Annotated in this window: 4 protein-coding genes; all 4 read left to right on the top strand. The window is 69.2% G+C overall.

Going from position 1 to position 4,306, the window contains the following annotated elements; all coding sequences use genetic code 11:
• On the top strand, nt 1-1,730 hold a 1,730-nt coding region (locus ACTHNC_RS15515), incomplete at its 5' end, for a fibronectin type III domain-containing protein (RefSeq protein WP_440295520.1).
• A 29-nt stretch (nt 1,731-1,759) separates the two neighbouring features.
• Nucleotides 1,760-2,767, top strand: a complete 1,008-nt coding sequence (locus ACTHNC_RS15510; protein ID WP_440295521.1) for an AAA family ATPase — start codon at nt 1,760-1,762, stop codon at nt 2,765-2,767.
• Nucleotides 2,764-4,107 carry a DUF58 domain-containing protein gene (locus ACTHNC_RS15505; RefSeq protein ID WP_440295519.1) on the top strand — a complete coding sequence of 448 codons (1,344 nt, stop codon included), beginning with the start codon at nt 2,764-2,766 and terminating at the stop codon, nt 4,105-4,107. Before ACTHNC_RS15510 ends, ACTHNC_RS15505 begins: the two co-directional genes overlap by 4 nt.
• Nucleotides 4,104-4,306 (top strand): hypothetical protein (locus tag ACTHNC_RS15500; protein WP_440295518.1); only part of this gene is annotated, 203 nt, incomplete at its 3' end. The genes ACTHNC_RS15505 and ACTHNC_RS15500, both read left to right, overlap by 4 nt.

Raw genomic sequence — 4,306 nt, 5'->3', positions numbered from 1 at the left:
TGAAGGACGCCGTCAACGCCGGTCAGGCCGGGCGCATCGACATCTCGGTGGTGCCCTCCACGCGCCCGCTGGCGAGCCCGCAACCGGACCGCGTCATCGCCCCGCGCGGCCAGACGACGACCGTGGACGTGCTCGCGAACGACGGCGCGACGAACCCGTTCCCCGGCAAACCGCTCCGGGTGATCGCGGTGCGCGGGCTGGGCAGCGGCCTGCCCGACGGTGTGAGCATCACGCCGAGCGCCGACAACTCGGAGCTCCAGATCTCGGTGTCGTCGACCGCCGCGGCGGCGGACGCCACGCTGCAGTACGAGGTGGCGGATGCGACCGGAGACCCTGCCAGGTACACCTGGGGCACGGTCACCATCTCGGTCGAGGATCGGCCGGATCCGGTGTCGAACGTGCGCATCGTCGGCGTCGGCGACCGGCAGATCACCGTGGCATGGGATGCCGGGGCCGACAACAACGCGCCGATCACCGGCTACACCGTCACGCTGTTGTCCGGCGGGAGCGTCGTCGGATCGACGAACTGCAACGCCACGACGTGCGCGGTGCAGACTCCGGGGAACGGACCGCAGAACTCCGTGCAGGTGCAGGTGACGGCGACGAACGCGATGGGCACATCGGATGCCGTCGCCTACCCGGACCTCGTCTGGTCGAACGTCGTGCCGGCGGCGCCGACCGGGTTGACGGCGACCCCCGGCGACGGCAGGCTCACGCTGAGCTGGACCCCGCCGGCTCCCGGCAACGGAGCCAGCGCGGTCACCGGCTACCAGATCACCGTCGGGACCTCGACGTACACGGCAGGTGCGAGTGCCACGACGTACACCATTTCCGGCCTGACCAACGGGCAGAGCTACCCGGTGACGGTTGCCGCCGTGAACTCGTTCTACGGGCAGCAACCTGCGTGGAACACCGCATCCACGTCCGGCACCCCGGCGGGACCGCCGATCGTCAGCGCGCCGTCGGTGGCATTCGACGGTCAGGGCAACGCGACGGTCACCTGGGCCGTCGACCCCAACGGCGCCGGCCTGACCGGCCTCACTCTGACGCCGACCGAGGGCACGTGCCAGCCGGTCAACGTACAGAGCACGTCCGCGAGTTGCAGCGGGTTCACGGGCGGAGACACGATCAAGTTCACGGTCTCCGCGACCAACTCCGCCGGGTCGGGAAGCGCAGCAGTATCGGCCGTGTATCACAACGCTCCGCGCAACGTGTCTGCCTCGTTCAGCGCCGCCGCTCCGACCGACTACAACGGGCGGACGACCGGCGTGTACCTGCCGACGCTCGCCTCGGCATCCGCCACGGTCGACCCCGGCGGACAGGTCTCGTACTCGTACTCATTCAGCGCCGACCACAGCAATCCCACCGCCGTGAATCCCGGCGACCACATCGGAATACCCGATACCAGCGTGTACGGGCAGGGCATGACGGTCTACGTCGGCGCGACCGTGACCTATTCGAACGGTGCGACGTACACGACCTGGACCGGAGCACTGACCACCCCGACCGTCGCGGTGACGCTGGCGAACGTGACCTTCCAGGCCGCCCCGTCGGGCCCAGGCGGTACGTTCACCTGGACCGCCGGACCGCTCCCATCCGCCGGCTCCACCATCACCTGCACCGACGGCACCATCTCCGGGAACAGCTGCACGACGACCAATCCGTTCCCGGTACTGACCGCCTCGGTCACCGCGAACGGCACGACCTACACCAACACGTTCAGACCATGACGAGCACGCACGAGGAGAGCACCCGCATCATGACCGACGCGCCGACGACCGCGACGAAGCCGCTCAACCCGCTCACCGACGACCAGGCAGCCTGGTTCCAGAGCACCGTCGACGCCATCGTCACCAACGTCGAACGGGTGCTGCTGGGCAAGACCCACGTCATCCGGCTGGCGGTGACGGCGTTGCTCAGCGAGGGGCACCTCCTGCTGGAGGATGTGCCCGGTACCGGCAAGACGTCGCTGGCGCGGGCGCTCGCCGAGACGATCTCGGGAACGAGCAGCCGCATCCAGTTCACCCCCGACCTGCTGCCAGGCGACATCACGGGCGTCGGGGTGTACGACCAGCGGGCGGGCGACTTCGAGTTCCACCCGGGCCCGGTCTTCGCTAACGTCGTGCTCGCCGACGAGATCAACCGGGCTAGCCCGAAGACCCAATCCGCGCTCCTGGAGGTGATGGAGGAGCGCCAGGTCAGCGTCGACGGCGTCACGCACCGCCTCGCCCCGCCGTTCATGGTCATCGCCACGCAGAACCCGGTGGAGCAGGCCGGAACGTACCGCCTGCCCGAGGCGCAGCTGGATCGCTTCATCATGAAGGCATCCATCGGCTATCCCGATCACGCGTCGATGGTGCGCATCCTCGAGGGCGCCGACCACCCGGCGCACGACACCGTGCTTCCCACCGTCGTGATGGGCGAGATGGTCACGACGATGTCGAAGCTGGCCAGGGCCGTCCACGTCGACCCGGCGATCAACGACTACGTGTCCAAGCTCGTGGATGCCACGCGCAACGCCGACGAGGTGCGGCTCGGGGTCAGCGTGCGTGGCGGGCTCGCGCTCATCCGTACCGCGAAGACGTACGCCGCCGCGATGGGTCGTTCCTACGTGGTGCCCGACGACGTGAAGACGCTCGCGGAGCCCGTGCTGTCGCACCGCATCGTGCTCGACCCGGAGGCCGAGTTCGACGGCGTCACGCCGCAGAGCATCGTCGCGAACGTCGTTCTCGAGACGCCTCCGCCTCTGGATGGGACGGCCGTGTGAGCTTCGACCACTCCGGCAGCGACACCGGGCTCGACAACGCGCGCACCCGGCTCGTCGGCGCGCGCGAAGGGAGGCTCGCGGATGCCATCGTCACGGCCGTTCGGCTGTGGCGCACGTTCGCGAGCGGTTGCGCGCGTGCGTGGCGCAGGGTCAGCGAGGTGACGACCATCACCGGGGTGTTCGTGGGGATCGTGACGATCGCCGCATTCATCGCCGGCTACGTCGCCGGATGGTCGGAAGCGGTGCTGTTCGCGTGGATCGGCGTCGCGCTGTTCCTCGTCGCGGTGCTGTACCTCCTCGGCTCGGTCGCCTACCGTGCCGAGCTGCAGCTGCCGACACCCCGGGTCGTGGTGGGCACGCCGGCACCCGTAGACGTGGTGGTCTCGAACCAGACGAGACGGGGCCTGCTCGCCGCTCGCATCGAGGTTCCGGTGGGGGAGGGCGTCGCCGAGTTCGCGGTGCCTGGGCTCCGGCCGGACGCGGAGTTCCGCGATGTGTTCCTCGTGCCGACGCCGCGACGTGGGGTGGTGACGATCGGTCCCGTGCGCTCCGTACGCGCCGACCCTGTGGGGCTTCTGCGCCGTGAGACGGACTGGCAGCAGACCGCCGAGCTGTTCGTGCATCCGCGGACCATAGCCATCCCGAGCATGAGCACGGGACTCGTGCGAGACCTCGAGGGCAATTCGACGCGTGACCTGACGACCAGTGACATGTCGTTCCACGCGCTGCGCGAGTACACGCAGGGTGACGAGCGCCGGCACATCCACTGGCGCAGCACGGCGAAGACCGGCGACTTCATGGTGCGTCAGTATGAGCAGACCCGGCGCAGCAATCTGCTCCTGGCCTTGTCGTTGGCGGAGAGCGACTTCGCGACCGACGAAGAGTTCGAGCTCGCCGTGAGCGCCGCCGCGTCGCTCGGTGTTCGCGCCGTGCGCGACGATCGGTCGGTGTCGTTCGTGGTGAGCGAGCGCACGCCGGACTTCGCGAAGACCCCGGTGTACGACGTGCGCAAGCTCGACAGCGTCACGCCGACCCGGCTCCTGGATGCCCTCTGCCGCGTCGAGCGCCTCACCTCAGCGTTGCGGATCACCGACGTCGCCCGCGTGGCCGCCGACACCACACCCGATGTGTCCATCGCCTTCCTGGTCTGCGGGTCCGCCGTCACGACGGCCCAGCTGCGGCACGCGGCGACGATGTTCCGTGCAGGCACCGAGGTCGTCGCCGTTCGGTGCCTTCCCGAGGAGGCGCCAGGGCTGCGCCGGGTCGGCGAGCTCAGCATCCTCACGATCGGCTACCTCGACGACCTGCGCTCGAGCCTGGCGAGATCGAGGGCCGCATGAGCCGGAGAGACTTGATCCAACGCGCCATCGGCACCGGGTACCTGCTGGTGATGATGGCGGCGTGCGTCGCCGCGTTCTGGCCGGTGTACCAGAACACGGACTTCGTGGTCATGGCCGTCGGCGCGATCGTCGCAGGAACAGCCGTGGCGACGTGCGGCGTGTTCCTGCGCTGGTCCACCATGGTCACCACGCTCGTGGC

It is taken from the genome of Humibacter sp. (assembly GCF_051954055.1).
GTDB lineage: Bacteria > Actinomycetota > Actinomycetes > Actinomycetales > Microbacteriaceae > Humibacter.
The sequence above is the reverse complement of the archived record's forward strand: the minus strand, read 5'-3'. Positions and strand labels throughout refer to the sequence as shown.